The sequence below is a fragment of the Holdemania sp. genome, from assembly GCF_986127675.1.
Map to the genome: position 1 here is coordinate 1 of NZ_CFQZWI010000076.1, position 15,564 is coordinate 15,564.

Annotated in this window: 13 protein-coding genes; 2 read left to right on the forward strand and 11 right to left on the reverse strand. The window is 51.9% G+C overall.

What is annotated here, in order from left to right; translation table 11 throughout:
- Both AC5OW4_RS11150 and mgtE read right to left on the reverse strand, forming a co-directional pair.
- Nucleotides 1-321: hypothetical protein (locus AC5OW4_RS11150; RefSeq protein WP_493676974.1), on the reverse strand; the 321-nt coding region annotated here is incomplete at its 3' end.
- Between the two features lie 136 nt (nt 322-457).
- The gene (gene mgtE / locus AC5OW4_RS11155) at nt 458-1,789 is read right to left on the reverse strand and encodes a magnesium transporter (protein ID WP_072683824.1); all 1,332 of its coding nucleotides are present in this window, start codon (nt 1,787-1,789) and stop codon (nt 458-460) included.
- Between the two features lie 441 nt (nt 1,790-2,230).
- Between mgtE and AC5OW4_RS11160 the strand changes: the two genes are divergently transcribed.
- Nucleotides 2,231-2,725, forward strand: a complete 495-nt coding sequence (locus AC5OW4_RS11160; RefSeq protein ID WP_072683825.1) for a hypothetical protein — start codon at nt 2,231-2,233, stop codon at nt 2,723-2,725.
- Between the two features lie 4 nt (nt 2,726-2,729).
- Nucleotides 2,730-3,044, forward strand: a complete 315-nt coding sequence (locus tag AC5OW4_RS11165) for an MJ0042-type zinc finger domain-containing protein (RefSeq protein ID WP_072683826.1) — start codon at nt 2,730-2,732, stop codon at nt 3,042-3,044.
- A gap of 29 nt (nt 3,045-3,073) precedes the next feature.
- Here the strand turns inward: AC5OW4_RS11165 and AC5OW4_RS11170 are convergent, their stop codons facing one another.
- The 9 genes from AC5OW4_RS11170 to AC5OW4_RS11210 all read right to left on the reverse strand — a co-directional run bounded on the left by AC5OW4_RS11170 (nt 3,074) and on the right by AC5OW4_RS11210 (nt 15,197).
- Nucleotides 3,074-4,939, reverse strand: coding sequence for a metallophosphoesterase family protein (locus AC5OW4_RS11170; protein WP_308559622.1), 1,866 nt, complete (start codon nt 4,937-4,939; stop codon nt 3,074-3,076).
- A gap of 148 nt (nt 4,940-5,087) precedes the next feature.
- A complete protein-coding gene (locus AC5OW4_RS11175) occupies nt 5,088-6,365 on the reverse strand; it encodes a glycosyltransferase family 2 protein (RefSeq protein ID WP_308559623.1) in 1,278 nt (425 codons plus the stop codon).
- On the reverse strand, nt 6,362-7,603 hold the full coding sequence (locus tag AC5OW4_RS11180; protein WP_308559624.1) for a hypothetical protein: 1,242 nt from the start codon (nt 7,601-7,603) through the stop codon (nt 6,362-6,364). Before AC5OW4_RS11180 ends, AC5OW4_RS11175 begins: the two co-directional genes overlap by 4 nt.
- Nucleotides 7,604-7,613: 10 nt before the next feature.
- Entirely contained in the window at nt 7,614-9,794 is a 2,181-nt protein-coding gene (locus AC5OW4_RS11185) for a hypothetical protein (protein ID WP_493676975.1), read from the reverse strand.
- 21 nt (nt 9,795-9,815) lie between these two features.
- Nucleotides 9,816-11,363 (reverse strand): CotH kinase family protein, encoded by a 1,548-nt coding sequence (locus AC5OW4_RS11190; RefSeq protein WP_308559626.1) that lies wholly within the window; start codon nt 11,361-11,363, stop codon nt 9,816-9,818.
- Between the two features lie 11 nt (nt 11,364-11,374).
- The gene (locus AC5OW4_RS11195; protein ID WP_200798767.1) at nt 11,375-12,052 is read right to left on the reverse strand and encodes a DUF4956 domain-containing protein; all 678 of its coding nucleotides are present in this window, start codon (nt 12,050-12,052) and stop codon (nt 11,375-11,377) included.
- 16 nt (nt 12,053-12,068) lie between these two features.
- A complete protein-coding gene (locus AC5OW4_RS11200) occupies nt 12,069-12,779 on the reverse strand; it encodes a polyphosphate polymerase domain-containing protein (RefSeq protein ID WP_308559629.1) in 711 nt (236 codons plus the stop codon).
- Complete coding sequence (locus tag AC5OW4_RS11205) at nt 12,776-13,657, reverse strand: hypothetical protein (RefSeq protein ID WP_493676976.1); 882 nt, start codon at nt 13,655-13,657, stop codon at nt 12,776-12,778. The genes AC5OW4_RS11200 and AC5OW4_RS11205 overlap by 4 nt, the downstream gene beginning before the upstream one ends.
- A 469-nt stretch (nt 13,658-14,126) precedes the next feature.
- Nucleotides 14,127-15,197, reverse strand: coding sequence for a GGDEF domain-containing protein (locus AC5OW4_RS11210; RefSeq protein WP_195396212.1), 1,071 nt, complete (start codon nt 15,195-15,197; stop codon nt 14,127-14,129).
- Nucleotides 15,198-15,564: the final 367 nt, after the last annotated feature.

Sequence of the window (15,564 nt, forward strand, 5' to 3'; positions counted from 1 at the left end):
GTCGGTATCGTTGCCGCAGCCACAGCCGTTGCCCGGACGGTTGCCATGGTCATGATCGCCGCAGCCGCAGTCTGGCGGACATACCGGAGGCTTCGGACGGCAGCCGCAGCCCGCAGACAGGTTCACGGCCTCCTCCACAAACATTTCATCCTCCATAAAATCGGCTTCGTCAAAACGCGTGCGGAAATCATCGCTCCACCCTGCGCAATGCGGTCTGCGCGGCGGGGTCGGACGGTGTGGACGGCCGCATTCCATAGCGAAATCTTCGTCCGTTTCCATCCAGCTGCGAGGAATCCGCGGTTCTCTTCCTACGTTTTCCATCGACATTCTCCTTTCCGGTCAAAATCTCGTTGACCCACTGTATACTATTGTTCCTGTATGCCGGGATCTGGGAGATCGCCAAGAAAGAAACAATAAAAAAGCACAGAGTTTTCCTCCATGCTTGTTAAAAACCACGCTACAACGCAAACAGATGCGTCGCAATCGCAAAATAAATCATGATCGAGCAGGTGTCGACAATCGTCGTGATTAACGGAGCGGCCATGATCGCCGGATCCAGATGTACCTTTTTCGCCAATAACGGAAGCAGACAGCCAATCAGTTCCGCCAGAAAAACCGTACACATTAACGAAACACCCAGCAGGATCGCCAGCCGCGGATCCTGATACATAACAACGATCCGCAGACCGTTGACCGCCGCCAGCGCCGCGCCGACAAGCAGCGCGATCCGGCTTTCCTTAAACGCAACTTTGAACAGATCGCCAAAGCGGATCTCATCGGTGGCGATGCCGCGGATGACCAGCGTCGAGCTTTGGGTGCCGCAGTTGCCGCCGGTATCCATCAACATGGGAATAAACGAAACCAGCAGCGGAATCGCGGAAATTGTTTCTTCATAGCGGGAGATGATCGTACCGGTGATCGTTGCCGAAAGCATTAAAAACAACAGCCACAGAATCCGGTGTTTGGCGTGATTGAATACCGAAGTTCCAAAATAGGAATCATCACCGGGCTGCACCGCCGCCATCAATGCGATATCCTCCGCCATTTCTTCCTGATAAACTTCCATCGCATCGTCAAAGGTAACGATCCCGACCATGCAGTTTTCCGTGTCCACGACCGGAATGGAAATCAGCCGGTATTTCTGGAACAGCTTGGAGACTTCTTCCTGATCGTCATGGGTGCGCACGGCAATGACGTGTGTTTCCATCAAATCGCCGATCAAGACGTTTTCGTCGTTGAGAAGCAGACTTTTCGCCGTGACGATGCCCAGCAGTTTTTTGTTTTCAATGACATAACACGTGTAAATCGTTTCCTGATCAATACCGACCCGTTTGATCTTCGCGATCGCTTCACGCACGCTCATGGTCTTTTTCAGATCGACATATTCCGTCGTCATGATGCTGCCGGCGCTGTCTTGCGGATATTGAAGCAGCTCGTTAATGCGCGAGCGGGTTTCCTTATCGGTAACGTCGAGAATCCGTTCAACCACATTGGCCGGCATTTCTTCCAGAATATCGACGGTATCATCCAGAAACATATCCTCGAAGATATCTTTCAGTTCTTTCTCGGTAAATGTGCTGATCAAAGCCTGCTGCATCTCCGTATTCATGTTGGTGAAGACTTCCGCGGCCGTCTCTTTGGCGATCAGGCGGAAAAGGACGACCATGTTTTCCTGCGGGAATTGTTCCAGCAATTCCGCCAGGTCCACGCTGTTCATCTCGTTGAGTTCTTTTTTGATCTGAGCGTATTTTTTCGCATGCAAAAGCTCAGTGATGTTTTTAACCGTCATACTTTGCCCTCCTTCAAGTTTGTTCTTCAAGTTCGCAAAGCATGAATAAAACGTCCTGGAGCTTTAATTTCGGGCAGACTCGCCCTCCAGGAGAGGAAAGAATGAACTTCCCGTTTTATTGATGCCTTGCCTGCAACTACCGCCCGGGTTATCCATGCTTTCCACCTCCCTCTTTCGCCGGTTTATCTTCCGGCTGCCGTTTTTAGTGTATTTCCAATTTGTTAGGTTGTCAATGTTTTTAACAAAGAATTTTATCCCGGGACGACTGTCGTTTTACCGCTTCCTCCTCCCGTTCAACGCTTATGCATGGGTCAGAGGCAGGTGAGCGCTCAGCGCGGTCCATCCTGATCGTTCTTCTGGAATAAGAAGCGGTAAAAAAACATCGCCGCCCCTGTCTTTTTTCATCTGTTGCTTTATAATAAAAGAAAGAGGATACAAAAGATGAAAAGACTTCATTGGAAAGCGCTGTTACGGGTCGAAGAAATTCCCGCCGTGTTTTTATTGATTCAGCTGGGCCTTGGAATTTGGGAAAAACGAGGCTGGCCGATCCCGGTCCTCCTGTGTCCCATTACAGCCGCAGGTACGTGCCCGGATATCGACCTGATCACGCCTTATTGTACTGACATCACGGTCTATGATTACGCTTTTCTATTCACCGTCTTCTTTCTCATCACGCTTATTCTGTTCTGGAAAACCCGGAAGAAGTCCCTGCTTCCGGATATCGTCTACTGGCTGGGAGTCAGTCTTTATGCTTGGAGCGCCTGGGTTAGTGAATTTTATCTTACAGCCCAAACTTCGCTGCTTTACCTGGCGTTTCTGCGTTGGATCACGCTGACGTTTTTCCTTGATCCGATCAATTTCAGCGGCTTTCTGCTGCTGGTTGGAGTCAGCTTAAAATCGTTGTTCACATCGCTTCGCGCGGTGGCAGGAGGGTAAATTTATGCGTCAGGAAGTTGTTTGTTCCCATTGTCAGAAAAGTTTTCATATCCGTCCCGGATCGCTTTTGTCGATGCGGCTGGAATGTCCGCATTGTCATGCCCGTTACAAATTATCGCTTTCCTGGATTGGCTGTGTTCTAGTGGCAATTCTCGCTGTTCTGTTTTCTGACAAGTCGCTTTGGGAAGGAATGATTTGTTTTCTGATTGCGCTTTTCGCCGTCTTCTATCTGTTTCTGCCATTTTGGCTGCAAAACGATCTGATTCGGATCAAACCGGTGAAGAATAAAACCGATCCCACCATAAAACAAGAATCTTAAAAAAGCCGCTGGCATGTCAGCGGTTTTTTTTATTTATTCAATTCGCACCGGTCAATCAACTCCCGGCTGTCAACGGCATAGGTTTCCAGGACCAGCTGATTCCCGGAAATGGTAATCAGCGAAACTGTCGCTTCCTGTTTAAGAATGCGGTAAGCGAGATACGCGGCCGGATTATCCTTAAGCTCATAGAACTTGCTTCCGGATGGGGTGCCGCCGGAAACATAGAGCGTTTCGCCGCTGCGTTTGTCCCCATCCGCCCGGCCGGTGGCCGTTTCGCCCTGCATCAGCAAAGAGCGGCAGTACACATGATCGTGTCCTGAAAGCACGACGTCGACGTTCAGGTCAGAAAAAGCCTGCGCATAGGCCTCGCGGGCAGCCATGACCTTTTCATCCGCAGAGCGATCCTTGCCGCCAAAGAGCGAATAGTGCATCGTGACGATGACCCAACGCGGTTTGTGCCGCGTGATCGTCTGGCTGAGTTTATCCAGATGTGCCTGCGTATCCGTGTTCATACAGTTCAAGGAGTAGAACAAGATATCGCCGTAATCATAATAGAAATCTGATCCGTTCTTCAGCCGGTCAAACTGGCTGTCGAGCAGGTCGGTATTGCTCTCGTGGTTGCCGATGTTGATCGTAACCGGAATTTGTCTCAACGCGGCCGGACTGCGGAAGGCGTTATATTCCTCCAGCGCTTTCTCGTTGTCGCTGCTGTTGACCTGATCGCCGGCAGTCAAAATAAAGCTGAGGTCCGGCTGCAGCTGCAAGAGTGTATTGACCGCTTTCTCCCATCCAGCCTGATTCTCCTTAAGATGCTCCGTCCGGATCTGAACGTCGCCGACAAACCCGAAAGTAAGCGGCGCGGCCGGCCGGACTTCAAACGAGAAGACTTCCGAGCTGAGATTGTGCTGCAAATCGACGATTTGATACACCAGCGGCTGGCCCGGAGGCAGGTTGCTCAGCTTGCCATGATAGCTGAACGCGCCGCCGACGCCGGTTTTCCGGCCACCCATCAGCTTCCGGCCATCCGGGGTGCGCAGCGCGCTTTTATCCGTGCCCTGCGCCCAGATCAGCTCGTAGGTTCCTTTTTTATCCGTCAGCCAGTTGACGATGACCTCGTCGTTCTTTGAACCCTGTTCCAGAATCAGTCCGGACAGATCGAGCGTCTGACTGAGCGAGGTTTCGCTGGAGGTTTCCAGACTTTTCAGATCGAAATAAATATCCGAACTGGTCTGGTCGCGCTGATGCAGCTCAACCGCCAGAACGTTGCGTCCCGGCTTCAGCGAATTCAGATTGCTGATAACAAAAATATCGTTTTCTACTTCACCGACGCGGGCGGAAGAACCATACGGATTTTCCGCGGTATACCCGCCGTCCGGAATATTCGAGGCATAGATCAGCTCGCCGTTAAGATACATCATCACGGCGTCGTCATAACGAAGCTTACCGGTCAGGCACCGGACATTCCCCAGATCTCCGACTTCAAATTCCGTGCGGAAATAATAAACCGGAATCGCCCGCTGATCCACTAAAGCATAGTTCAGCAGATTGCGCGGCGCTTTTCGGTCGACCATTTTTTTCAACTGGCCATAATAGGAACCGAATGTACCGGTCCCGCTCTTCCAGGCGGAATCGTCGTAATCCGGCTCAGTCCACCGCAGACTTGCCGAAGGATCGGGATTTTCTCCCTCATCCCAATAGCGCCAGGATGTCCGGCCGCTTTCCACCAGCGTGACCGTGCGTTCCTGCGCAATCGTTTTCAGCGTGCCGTTGCGTTCCTTGTCCGTATAGCTCTGCCGCGTCAAAACGCCATAGACCAGAACAAAACCGATCAGAAACAAAGCGAGCAGCGTACCGAAAATCAGCTTGCGCTCTTCCCGTCGCGGATTGTTGTTCATCCTTCACTCCCTCCTTCCTGCGTTTCCCGGCGGTTATGCGTATACCGCTTCAGATCGCCCCAGACGTTCTTCTTGCGGCGATAGCCGATCAGCGCGTTCATCCGCACCAGCATCAGAATAAACCGGAGGCCGACCAGCTCAAAGCCGCTTAAGAGAATTGTGCGGACACGTCGAGAAAGGTCAGCCGGATATGCCGGGTATGGATCTGCGTAAAGAACGCGATGACCGTCAGCAGACAGCCGAAACCGGCATACACCGCGAAGAATAAAAGCATAAACGGAACGTTGATGAGATTGACAAAATACGATAAAACAATCGTAAACAAACCGAAGACTTCAATATACGGCGACATCAGCTCATACAGCCAGAAATACAGAAACGAAATCGTTCCCATCAGACCGTATTCCTTCTTGCCGATCGCATACCGGTAACGCGTCAGACTTTCAAACAAGCCGATATGCCAGCGCCGCCGCTGCTTCATCAGATCGAGCAGATTCCCCGGTCCCTGCGTCCAGCAGATCGCATCCGGGGCATAGCGGATGCTGTAATCAAGATGATTCGCACGGCAGAAAACATGCAGCTTGACGACCAGCTCCATATCCTCGCCCATCGTCGAAGGATCGTAGCCGCCGGCCAGAATCACCATCTTTTTCTGAAACAGACCGAATGCGCCGGAAATGATCAGATTGCCGTTGAAGTGATCCATAAAAATCCGCGAAGCCAGAAACGAACGATCGTATTCCAGCACCTGCATCGCGACGATGATCCGCTTCGGCAGGGTATATTTTGTGACCTCGCCGTCGACCATTTCAATGCCGTTGGAGATCCGCACCTGACCGCCGCAGGCTACGACCTTATCGTTTTCCAGCACTGGCTTGGCGATCTCAAACAGCGAATCCTTCTGAAGCATCGAATCGGCGTCCATGCAGATAAAGTACGGAAAGCGGGATGCGTTGATGCCCATGTTCAGCGTATCCCCCTTGCCGCCGTTTTCTTTCAGGATCAGCGTCAGCTGAATCTTGTTGGATTTCGCTTCGTAAATCGCGGTTTCCGGCTTGCAGCGAAGCTGGCGGCGGATCGGCCGCTCGATCTTGCGCATCTGGAAATAGTCGATCATCCGCTGCGCGGTTTCATCGGTGGATCCGTCGTCGATCACCACGATTTCAAACAGCGGATAATCCTGTCTCAGCAGCGTGCAGACGGTGTCCACAATCGTGGTTTCCTCGTTGTGGGCGGGAACCAGAATGCTGATCGGGATAAAAAACTTCCGCTTGAGGTTGTTTTTCAGCTCGTCGTCGCGGCGTTTCTGATACAAATCCACCGAGCCGACAATTACTGACAAAAATAAAAACGTACTGTATCCGAATAAATAGAGAACGAAGAAAACATCGACGCAGAACAGAAAGGTTTTTACAAATTCAATCATTCTGCATTCCCCCATTTCTGCAAGGCTGGAAGCGCTTCTTCCGATGAATCCGCTTCAATGACTGCGCTTAGAATTTCATTCGATGACCCCCTCGGACTTTTCGCCATTCGATTTTCTGCGACCCTCAGTTCGCCCTTTTCATCCAGCTGAAGCAGTCCGGCGCTCAGCGCCTTGTAGCGCAGCATGTCCCGGCCGTAAGAATCCTTCAGCTGCCGGATCATTTCCAGAATGGCCAGCGGCTTCGTCAGCTGCAGCAGCGAATCGGAAGCATTGTCGCGGACATACCAGTTATCGCTCTGCACGCCGACCAGCAGCGCCTTGACGGTTTCCATCTCGGGATAACTCTCCAGGGAAGCCGCCGCGATCGCCGCATATTCCCAATCCTGTTTTTCCCAGTCGATGACAGTTTGACGCAGCACCGTTCCGGCCGGACGGTAAGGATATTTGCGGAAATAGCGCATGACGGCAAAGGTCACTTCCCGATCCAGCTCCGGCTGACTCAGCAGCGGAAATAAGGTTTCCCGAAAATTCCCGGAAACCATCCGGATAAAATCAATGAACGCAACCTGATAATGCGGTGTGAATTCATCCCAGTTTTGCCACAAAGCCTGCGCCAGCTGCTCCCGGTCGCCATGAAATTCCAGCAGTCCGTCGGTCACCAGCTTGCGGCTGTGTTCGATTTCATGGCGTCCCATGACGCGATACGCTTTGACAATGTGATCAATACTTCCACACTGATACAAGGCGCCCAACGCATTCTCCCGGCAATAAATCGAAGCTTGCGCCGTCAGCTGGATCATCGCCGTCGCGATCGGATCATTACGGCTTTGTCCGCACAGTCTAAAACGTGTAACAAGATAGGCAAAGTAGGAACGTTCCATTACGCTTTTTTTCATCGTCCCGTCAATCAGCTCCGCAAACACCGGCTTCAGCGTCGGCAGCCAGGTCTGCAGCGGTTTTACCGTCAGCGGATTCTGTTCCAGCACGTCGACGGTTCCTTCCAGCACAACCAGATGATGTGTGTTCTTCAGATCTTTCTTTATTTTCTCATCCACGTTGGCGGCCGTCTTCTCGGGAAATAACAACAAGCGTTGTAAGCGGCGGGCCTGGTTTTGGATTTGTTTCTCCGTCCGCCGCTGCATCCACTTGTTTTTTCCCAGATAAAACAGATTGTACGCCAGCATGCACAAACACAGCGTCATGTAAACGTAAATCAGATAGTCAATCCGGATTACCATGCATGCCGCCTCACTTTCCCGCCCAGATATCCTGCATCGCGTAATAGCCTTGTTTCAGACGTTCATGCGAAGTCGGATGCCGGCCCCAGCCTTGAAGCGGAAGATCGGTCATCGGAATCGGCGTTGCTTCATCAGCGGCCAGTCCGACTCCGGCATAAATCTCATGGATCTTCAGCCCTTCGATTCCATAATGCTCATAGTAATCGTCGTGAATCATCATTTCCGACGGATTGAGGAAATTCAGCAGCGACCAGGGCAGACGGATTTCAATCGCATCGCCCCGGATCATAAAATCGGCCAGCGAATCAAAGTCCGGATTCTCCGGATTCGCGTTGCCATGGCGAAGCTGACCGGTATTGTAGGTTTCCGCCTTATCCGCTTTCGTATTGGCCAGCTCGTCATGCGGATCGTCAGGAATCTGCAGCACCAGATTGATGTCGACAAATTCCGAGGTATCCTTTGCCGGGGCGTTGAGATAAGCGTCTTCGAAATATACGCGGTGGGAATAGATCGCCCGCAGCGCTTCGTAGCGCTTCTGCACGATCAGCTTACTGTTTTCCTTCCCGTACAGAATCAGCACAAAGTCGGCCGGCCGCTCAAACGACCGCGGGATTCCATCGCAGTGGGTACTGCCGGTCTTCGGCGTCGTATCGAACGGAATCCAGAGCTTCTCTGTCTGCGGATCATAATTTTCTTTGTTGACGTACAGATACAGATATTTTTCATCGTATTTATAAGCCAGCGAAAGTTGTCCGGTGGGCGTGTCCGTCAGCTGAACCTGATCGTCCGCGGTCCATTCGCTCACGTCGCCGTCGACATAACAGACACTTTTCTCCTCGCCCGGATCAAAGGCGAGCACGCCGAAGAATTGTTCGTTGGTCTGAACGTCGCTCCAATATGGTGTTTTCGTCAAATCCGTATAGGCCATCGTGTTCCACGTTCGCTTAAACCATTCATCCTGCCACGTGAAGACGATCGATCCCGCGCAGCCGGCGCTCATGATATCCTGATAACAGGTTTTCAGCGCTTCTGCCTGATCCGCTTCGGACATGCCGCCCTGGGCGCGGTGGGTGTTGCGGTCGCTCTGCGCCCGGCCGCGCGAGCTCGGTACCCCGAATTCCGCGATGACAACCGGCATCGTGTGATGCGCGTTGAGCGTCGTCAGATAAGCCTGATAGGAATTGAAGACGCCGTCAGCGTCGACAAACTGCCGCTTGTTTTCAACATCAATGTCCATGACGTCCATAAAGCCATAATAATCGGGATAGTAGGGATAGACGTGGTAGGAAGCAAACTGCCCCGACAGAAACCGGTCGGTCGTCTGGATATGCTCGACGTCGACCTGTTCAAATTTACGGAAGTAGTATTCGACCAGCGAATCCCATTCAAGCGGATCCGTCGTCGGCCAGTTGGCAAACGCGATCAGCCGCTGGGCTTTGTAGGTCTGCGTTTCATATTCGATGATTTTATCGCCGACCTGCGCCAGCATCGCCTCAAACGGCGACGCATCGTCAGTGGTCGTCATGTACTTCCCATGATATTGATTCTTTTTGTCCTGCATGTGATCCGTGAAGGCGACCGTCGTGTCTTCCCATTCCACACCCAGAATATACCCCAGAACCCATTGCGAAATATCATGGTTGTAAGAGCCGCTGCCCAGACCCTCGCCTAAGGAAAACCGTTTGTTTCCATGGATGATATCGACTAACGTCCGGCTGTCCTGGATCATCGTGTTCATGAAGTCCGGATCGTAGGCGTCGCGGTGGGAGAACAGCGTGTAATCATTCACCCACAAGCCGTGGATCAAATAGAGCGGTTGTTCGCGGTCCTTGTTGTATTCCCAAAACGCATTGTAGAAATCATCCTGAAGCAGCGTGTAGACACGGATGCAATTCGCGCCCATCGCCTGAATTTCGGCAAACCACCGCAGATAGGTTTCCTTATCAATCGCGTAATCCGTCGCAAAATGGCCCGGAATCCCGCTGCCCAGATTAACGCCGCGGATCTCGAAAGGTTCCATACCCTGCCCCTGATCGACAAGAATCGTCTTGCCCTCAACTTTTGTAAACGTCTCCACCGACGTTTTCCGCAGGCTTTCCCATTGAAAGGTCAGTCCGATGCGGGAAGACAGAAACAACCCGCCGGCGGCGAGCATCACGATCACAGCGCAGGCGATAATAAATTTTTTCATGCAGGCTCTCCTCCTTCCGGCTTAATGGTTATACTTCTTGACCGCGGATTCATGACAATACTGCCTGAGCACTTCGATATGCTCATCCAGCCAGGCCAGCCGCTGCAGATACGCGTCATGAAACTGTTTCACCGCCGCTTCATAGGACCGCAGATTCTTTTCATCCGGCAACAATTTATTGCGTTTGTCCAGATTTTCCGGATCAAAGCTGTAGCCCCAGACCGCAAAATTCCGGTCGACGGCCGGTCCCAGATAATCGACGACTTCCTGGATATAGGCGGATACCTGTTCATCGCTCAGAATCCCTGCGCGCAGCTGGCGATACCGGTAGATGACCTGATTGATAAAGTCCTCATCCTTGATCAGCATCGTGAACCACGGCGCCTGTACGGAGACGAATTGGCGGATCAGAAAGTCATCGTCGGAGCTGTCGGAAACATTGCCCAGACTGTTGTTGAAATCCCAGACGACCGGCTTGAATTTCCCGTTGACGTCTTTGTAGAAGAAGGTCGAAAGGTTGCCGGTGTCATGTTGCACAAAGACTTCCATAAGAATGAAGTAATCAACGAATTCGTCGATGTCGATGAAATTTTTATAACCGTAGCGCGAGCTGTCGTAATCGAAAGAATACAGCGCTTTTTCAAACCGGCTGAGATCGCGTTCAATAAAGTCCTTCAACGGAGGCGTCAGCGCTTCGCTGCCCGGATAGCGGATATCGAAGAACGCACTTTTACGCAGAATCTGCACGTATTTTGTAAAATTATCCGCTTTGCTGCGCGGGTCCGGCTGGGCCGCATTGTCCAGCTCCACGATATAACCGGTAACGTTGCGGGTATTATTCGGCTTTTCGATTTCGATCCGGCCCTTGCCGGTGCTGACGGTTTCCATCATCACGTACACGCCGCGGTATTCGCCGTTGATCACCGCTTCGCAAAACCGCACGTCCGGCGCATAGTCCATCAGCTCGCCCGCCAGGTTCATCGCGACATAGTTGCGCATTAACGTCTTGTCCAGAAACGGCCCATGCAGCGCCCAGTCATGATCCGCTTCCATGCCCATGATTGATACATTTTTATTTTCTCCGTCGTGGTGGATTGTCTTGATCGCAAAAGACTGTTTATCGAACCAGCGTGAAGTGTTGCCGCGCACGCGGATTAGAATCTGTGTCTTCAGCGACGGCGGATCCTGAAGCGTGTTCAGCTTATCATCCTGATTGATAATTTTCATATTTGCGACCAGAAACTCCTCGCCGGTTGACGTCATCGTCATCTTGCGGTGGGAGCGATCGTCGCCATAATAAGGCACGCCGGGAATCGCTTCGTCCGTTTCGATCACCACCAACGGCAGATGCGTGCTCAGCTGGTCCACGTCGACGGCCGCTTCATCATATTGATATTTCGAGATTTCCGTTTCCCGGATGCAGTCCAGCGCCGCGGATGGATCGTAGGCGGGCGCCGCTTCCCGGTGCTGATGAATCCGTGTCTGCATTTTTCCAAAGGTCAGCTGGGCTGTGCCGCTGACCACGACCACAGCCGCCAGCGTCAGCCAGGCCATTGTCCGTTTACGCATGGATCAGACCTCTAGCTGCTGATATCATCGTCCTGGGCGACGATATTCACATACTGGACATGTTCGATCTGATATAATTCCTCGTCAATACTCGAGGTCTTCCTGAGGTTCTTTTCATAGGTTTTCCGCGGGATTTCATAGATCAGTTCGATCGTTTCGCGGGTTGTGTTCTTGACGCGAAGATCCAGGCGGCCGTCAAAATAATGCGTGATGACCGACATGATCCGCTCCTCCGTACTGCGTGCGCCGCGCACGATCAATAGCATCCGGTTTTCATTCTTGATCCGCCCCAGCACCAACAGCACCAGAAAAACCCCGGCAGAACCCAGCCCCGCTGTCATATAATCGCCGACGCCGCAGGACAGACCGGCGACGATCGCCCAGAAGATATAAACGGTATCGCGGGAATCCTTGATCGCCGTTCTGAAACGCACGATCGACAGCGCGCCGACCATGCCCAGCGACAGCGCGACGTTGTTGCCGATCGCCGTCATGACGACTGTCGTCAGCACGGTCAAAACGACCAGACTGACGTTGAATTTGCGGCTGTAAACGGTTCCGGCATGCGCCAGATAATAAGAAAGATAAATGACGAAGCCCAGCACGATCGCGATCAGAATCTGCGCCAGAATCTGCCCGGCGTTCAGCGCCTCGATCTGCTGCATTAAATTCGATAAATAAGAACTCACTCGATGTTACCCCCTTTTAATAAAATTCACTGTAGCGCAGCCCGATCCGCCGCGCCATGCAATACTTGCTCGCGGACAGTTCGCTCTGATTGCAGCTGCGGAGAATGTCGCGCACATACGTCAGCAGGAAATGATTGTATTTCACTTCCAGAATGGTCTTCCACGGATCCAGCACCGGCGCCATCGCCAGCTCCCCGTCAAAAATATCATAACGGAACTCGTTGGCCTGAATATCGCTGTCCAGCGTGATGCGGATGCTGTTCTCCGGCAGCACATACGCCTTGCGGCGATATTCGACCACCGTTTTCGGCCGGTAATGCTCACGGTTTAAAATGGCGTAACATTCCGCCGCGAACGCTTCCTTGTATTTTAACAGCGGACTGAAATCCCCTGCGATCAGCCGCACGGCGTCTTCGCGCCTGATGGGCAGCGAACGCTTGAGCTGATTGGAACCCTGTTTCTGCTTCATTTCCAGAAAGGCAGTTTTATCCTGAGGATGATACACACGCAGACGCATTTTTCGCCGTTCCTCCACACCGTCCATCTTTGCGTTGAAATCCCGGTCGCTCAGCGTATCGAAATACAGCGAGCGCACCCGATATCCCCCCTGCACAAGATCGCCGTTATGGGTATCCTGATGCAGCAGCGCGTCCAGCTGGCCCTCGAAACGAGCCCGCTGCGTCGCTGAAATCAGAAATTTTCGTTCCTGCCGCAGTACCTCGTTCATTGACTCTCCTCCTCCATCATTTCAATCAGCGGCTTCGACCAGTGATAATCATGAACGATGCTGATCAATGGAAATGCCTGATCGACTTGTTTCCAGGCCGTCTCTGCCGCGGCCAGCCCCTTGTTGCGGTAAGTCTTGTCTTCCGTCAGACCGTGCTTGCCCACCTGCTGAAATTCCAGAATGCAGTGCAGAACCTTCCCATATTTCTTTGTAAGCTGGGCTTCTGTTTCCAGTTTCTCGACTTCCGCTCCGCAGTCATAATCCATGACCGCCACCTCATCGCAGCCGTCCCGGATCAGCATTTCCAGAAGCTCCGTCAGGCCCTGGTCATCGTAATGGCGGGGAATGCAGGCGATGAAGATCAGATCGTGCTTCTGCGCGTAGCGGTAAGCTGCGATCATCCCGGAAACATAGGTTTTCATGTGTCCGGCAGGATCTTCCTTCCAGCGCGAACGGGTGTACGGCTCCACGTCGACCATCACGCCAACAAGCTGTTCCGCCGGTGTGACCTGATCGTTATACCGGACGAGTTCTTCCAGATATGCAATCAGGGATGCACCGTCGGCCTCATAGCCCCAATCGGTTTCGCCGACCAGCGCGTAAGTTTTCACCTTTGCCTGATGCAGATGACGGACAAAAGCGGCTGTCGTTTTGCGGTCAACCGGAACGCTCAGTTCCTGAACCCAGTCGGTAATCTGAAATCTGCCGATCAGCTCGTCAACGTCTTTTCGATCATCCACCCGCTCCTCCTGCCATTCAAACATTCCCCGGCGTAGCGGCGGGCTTTTGCTTTCCATCGGGCGAACAACGAGGAACGAGGCCGCGGCGCCGATCCCCAGAATCACGAATGCCGCGATTTTCCATGTCTGTTTTTTCATCAAATTCCCCCTCCCTCACTTATCAAAGATGCTATCTGCGTTTCTTCTTTCATCATTTCAGTCAAAATAACGGAAATTTGCCCGTCTTTTTATGATGATCCGGACCACGGCCGCTGTCACAAAATGGCAGCCCTATGCCAAAGATGGCCGCGTTAGTTTCTATTTACAGTATGATCTGGCTGATTCCCTCATACCTGCAATATGCCCTCTCCTTTTGAACCTTGTCTTTTTTCCTGCGTCCGCCATCCACCGCTTTCGCATCTTTCCTTTTACGCAGAATGCGAATCACCGCAGCCTCACCGAACGAAGGACTTATAACCGTCAGATTTTAAATAGATCAAATACCCCCTATATCTGATTATGGATACAAAAGATTGACCGCTGCTTTGAGGCCGCTGACGCAAAACAGTTTTTTCAGCTTTGCTTCTAAGGATTTAAGATGCCGCGCCAGGTTTTACGCCGGGATGCTTTAGCGGCGTGAAGCCGCATTTTCTTCATTTCTCCGGTGCACTTCGACGCGAGTCGGCTGCAGTGGATAGCTGTAACGCAACAGGATGTGCGGACAACCGTTTGTATGTTTCTGATAAAAAGTCCGGGTGATCCGATCCGCGAGCTTATCTGCGTTATCAAGGGTTATATCAGAAACCATAACCAGATACTGACAACTGCTGTACTGCGTAAAAACATCGCTCATCCGCAGATGATCATGAATAATCACCCCCAGAATATCCATTTCCTCATCGCGGCGCACCAATGCCGGAAAGTCGCCCTTGTTGTCCGTCAGAGTGAATAAAAGAAGAAAGGCTGATTCCTGAGAACGGCACATTTTCCGTTCGGCAAAGCGGTAAATTGCTTTAAATGTTTCATAATCCTGACAGAAGGAACCCGGGCGGGCGTGACTTTCGTGCATTTGTGAAGCGATTAACTTCATATCGAGCGTCACTCCGCCGTTTTCTTCCTGCCGCTTTAACTCCATCTTGCGGATATTGCGGACATGTTTTTTCTGTATGATCTGCTGATCCGCCCGATCGTACATTCTCTGATACGTATCGCCAGGCATGGAAGCCGTTTGAAAAATCGTGACGTCCAATCGCAGATTCAGGCATTCGCGAAGACGAATATGCCGCAGGCGCTGGCGAAGCTGCGTGCACAGCTGCTCAGCTTTCTTTTCATCCTGTCCTCTGAGCAATACCGTGAATTCATCGCCGCCCACACGGCTGATCAGACTGTCGGGCGGCAGCATTTTTATCAACACATAACCAACGTTCTGCAGGACCTGATCGCCGGTGATATGACCATACCGGTCGTTCACCTGCTTGAAATAATCCAGATCCATCATGATTAAAATCCCTGTATTTTTATCAAGCAGCCATTCATTGCACAGCCGTTCCATGGCTTTGCGATTATACAGACCCGTCAGCCAGTCATGTTCTGCGTCGTATTGCAGCGCCTGATTTTCCTCTTCAAGCTGTTCCCGGGACTTGACGTTGCGTTTCACAGTCCGGATTTTTTGATCAGATTCCTGTACTGTTGGATTCATATTTATTTTTCTCCTTCTTTTCTTTCTGCAGTTGGAAAACGATGACCTCTTTAAGCTCAACGTCAAAACTAAATGCTCAACTCAAAACCACCGGTCGGGCCTGAGCCTCGCTGTAAACCCTAATCGGCAATTTTATCCTGCCTGCATCTTCAGGAACGCGGCGTATTGCGGCTTTAAATAACCATGCCGGTCTTCAAGCTCGCCTTACGCCGGCCCACGACTAAAATCCCCATCGTGATCACCTCAATTTTAATAATGTTACCACACGCCCCGTTACAAATCCGTTACAAACCGGCTATGCATTTCACGCAAAAAAAAGACTCCCATGAGGAAGCCGGATATGCTGATGAAGATCGGAAGAGCGTCG

Bases quoted from the DNA above. Each gene is read 5' to 3' on its own strand.
- mgtE (WP_072683824.1), bottom strand. From the start codon at position 1,789: ATGACGGTTAAAAACATCACTGAGCTTTTGCATGCGAAAAAATACGCT.
- AC5OW4_RS11160 (WP_072683825.1), top strand. From the start codon at position 2,231: ATGAAAAGACTTCATTGGAAAGCGCTGTTACGGGTCGAAGAAATTCCC.
- AC5OW4_RS11165 (WP_072683826.1), top strand. From the start codon at position 2,730: ATGCGTCAGGAAGTTGTTTGTTCCCATTGTCAGAAAAGTTTTCATATC.
- AC5OW4_RS11170 (WP_308559622.1), bottom strand. From the start codon at position 4,939: ATGAACAACAATCCGCGACGGGAAGAGCGCAAGCTGATTTTCGGTACG.
- AC5OW4_RS11175 (WP_308559623.1), bottom strand. From the start codon at position 6,365: ATGATTGAATTTGTAAAAACCTTTCTGTTCTGCGTCGATGTTTTCTTC.
- AC5OW4_RS11180 (WP_308559624.1), bottom strand. From the start codon at position 7,603: ATGGTAATCCGGATTGACTATCTGATTTACGTTTACATGACGCTGTGT.
- AC5OW4_RS11185 (WP_493676975.1), bottom strand. From the start codon at position 9,794: ATGAAAAAATTTATTATCGCCTGCGCTGTGATCGTGATGCTCGCCGCC.
- AC5OW4_RS11190 (WP_308559626.1), bottom strand. From the start codon at position 11,363: ATGCGTAAACGGACAATGGCCTGGCTGACGCTGGCGGCTGTGGTCGTG.
- AC5OW4_RS11200 (WP_308559629.1), bottom strand. From the start codon at position 12,779: ATGAACGAGGTACTGCGGCAGGAACGAAAATTTCTGATTTCAGCGACG.
- AC5OW4_RS11205 (WP_493676976.1), bottom strand. From the start codon at position 13,657: ATGAAAAAACAGACATGGAAAATCGCGGCATTCGTGATTCTGGGGATC.
- AC5OW4_RS11210 (WP_195396212.1), bottom strand. From the start codon at position 15,197: ATGAATCCAACAGTACAGGAATCTGATCAAAAAATCCGGACTGTGAAA.